Here is a 2,269-nt window from a genome sequence, read left to right as displayed (position 1 = left end):
GTTCCAGGGAGCGGGCGTCGGGTTCGCCGTAGAACAGGGTGCGCTCCAGTGCGGTGTAGTAGCCGGAGGTCATGGGGAAGCAGTTCAGGGACAGGATGTCGTGTTCTTGGATCTTGCGCGTGGTGGCCCAGTTGTGGGCGCCGTCGGTGTTGATGCCGGACTGGAACCACACCCAGGTGTCACGGATTTCCGAATCCGGGAAGGTCCGGGCGATTTCGTGGACCATGGCTTCGGTGCCGATCAGGGCGACCTCGTATTCGGTGATTCCGGCGGTGATGGCGTCGCGGATGGCTTCGCCGCCGAGGTCGCCGATGCGGGCTCCGTGCTTGATCACTTCAATTTCTTCGGCCGATTTGATCATCCGCTGGCGCATCGCGGCCTGGGCCACGTCCACCAGCGTTGCCCCGGCGAAGGCGGCCTGGATCTTGTTGCGGTTGTCCAGCGGGAGCGAATCGTCCTCGACGCCGAGCCTGCGGGGGTTGATGCCGCGGGTGCGCAGCGCCTCCTGGATGGCGAAGATGTAGTTGTCCCGGCGCCAGTCCGTGTAGACGACGTTGTCGCCGTAGCTGCGGCGCCACGGCATGCCGGCGTCGATGTTGGCCGTGACAGTCACGGTGTCGTCCTTGGTGACCACCATGGCGTAGGAGCGACCGAAGTAGGTGAAGAGGAAGTCAGAGTAGTACTTGATGGAGTGGTAGCTGGTCAGGACGACGGCGTCCAGGTCCTTCTCGGCCATGATGCGGCGCAGTCCGCCGAGCCGGCGCTCAAATTCGGCGTTGGAAAAGGTCAGCTTTTCCTTCTGCCCGTTGTGCAGGACTTTCAGGCGCTCCAGTTCGGCGATGGACGAAGCGTTGCCGGATGTGGTGATGGTCATGGTGGTGGTGCCTTTCGTCAAGAGAACTAAGCAGTTGCGTTCAAAGCAACACTGTTGCATCAGGCTATCCGTGACCGGCCACACAGTCAAGGCCTATATAGCGGGCACGCGGGACATTAACCGAGAGCCATCGCATTAAAGGAAAGTGATTGACGTAACACCACTAGGCCCCTAGAGTTGCAGTACACGCAACACTGTTGCACTTGTCTTTATGTTTCCTTCAACCAAATGAGGCCGCCATGACGGGCACCCTGAACCAATCCCTGGCCAGCGCCGACGCTGAAGTCGCGCGTGCCATCGACCATGAACTGGCTCGCCAGCAGTCCACCCTTGAGATGATTGCCTCGGAGAATTTCGCCCCGGCTTCGGTCATGGAGGCGCAGGGTTCGGTCCTGACTAACAAGTACGCCGAGGGCTACCCCGGCAAGCGCTACTACGGCGGCTGCGAGCACGTTGACGTCGTAGAGCAGCTGGCCATCGACCGGGTCAAGGCCTTGTTCGGCGCGGAGGCCGCGAACGTCCAGCCGCACTCCGGCGCGCAGGCCAACGCCGCCGCGATGTTCGCCCTGCTGGAACCGGGCGACACCATCATGGGACTGGCCCTGGCCCACGGCGGCCACCTGACGCACGGCATGCGCATCAACTTCTCCGGCAAGCTCTACAACGTGGTTCCGTACCATGTGCGCGACTCCGACATGACCGTGGATATGGCCGAGGTGGAGGCTCTGGCGCTGGAACACCGGCCCAAACTGATCGTGGCCGGCTGGTCCGCCTACACGCGCCAGCTGGACTTCGCCGAGTTCCGCCGGATCGCGGACCTCGTGGGCGCCTACCTGATGGTGGACATGGCGCATTTCGCCGGACTCGTCGCGGCCGGACTGCATCCGAACCCGGTCCCCTATGCAGACGTCGTCACGACCACCACGCACAAGACCCTCGGCGGCCCGCGGGGCGGGGTGATCCTGAGCAAGGAGGAGTACGCGCGCAAGATCAACAGCGCCGTGTTCCCCGGCCAGCAGGGCGGCCCGCTGGAGCACGTGATCGCGGCCAAGGCCGTGTCCTTCAAAATCGCCGCAAGCGATGAGTTCAAGGACCGCCAGCAGCGCACCTTGGAAGGGGCCAAGATCCTGGCCGAGCGCCTGCTCGCACCGGACGTCGCCGAATACGGGATCTCCGTGGTGGGCGGCGGCACCGACGTGCACCTGGTCCTGGTGGACCTGCGGAACTCGGAACTGGACGGGCAGCAGGCCGAAGACCGGCTGCACCGGATCGGCATCACCGTCAACCGCAACGCCGTCCCGTTCGACCCCCGCCCGCCCATGGTCTCCTCCGGTCTGCGGATCGGCACCCCGGCCCTGGCCACCCGCGGCTTCGGTGCCGCGGAGTTCACGGAGG

2 protein-coding genes are annotated in these 2,269 nt (G+C 64.3%); one reads left to right on the top strand and one right to left on the bottom strand.

Features of this window, described 5'->3' with window-relative positions:
- The coding region (locus AC1DR1_RS23090; RefSeq protein ID WP_476993447.1) for an aminopeptidase P family protein at positions 1–874 on the bottom strand (874 nt) is incomplete at its 3' end.
- 239 nt (positions 875–1,113) lie between these two features.
- On the opposite strand from AC1DR1_RS23090, the gene glyA reads away from it, so the two are divergent.
- Positions 1,114–2,269 (top strand): serine hydroxymethyltransferase (gene glyA, locus AC1DR1_RS23085; RefSeq protein ID WP_476993446.1); only part of this gene is annotated, 1,156 nt, incomplete at its 3' end.

Source organism: Arthrobacter sp. P4_F10 (genome assembly GCF_056401435.1).
This window is presented reverse-complemented; position numbering and strand designations above follow the sequence as displayed.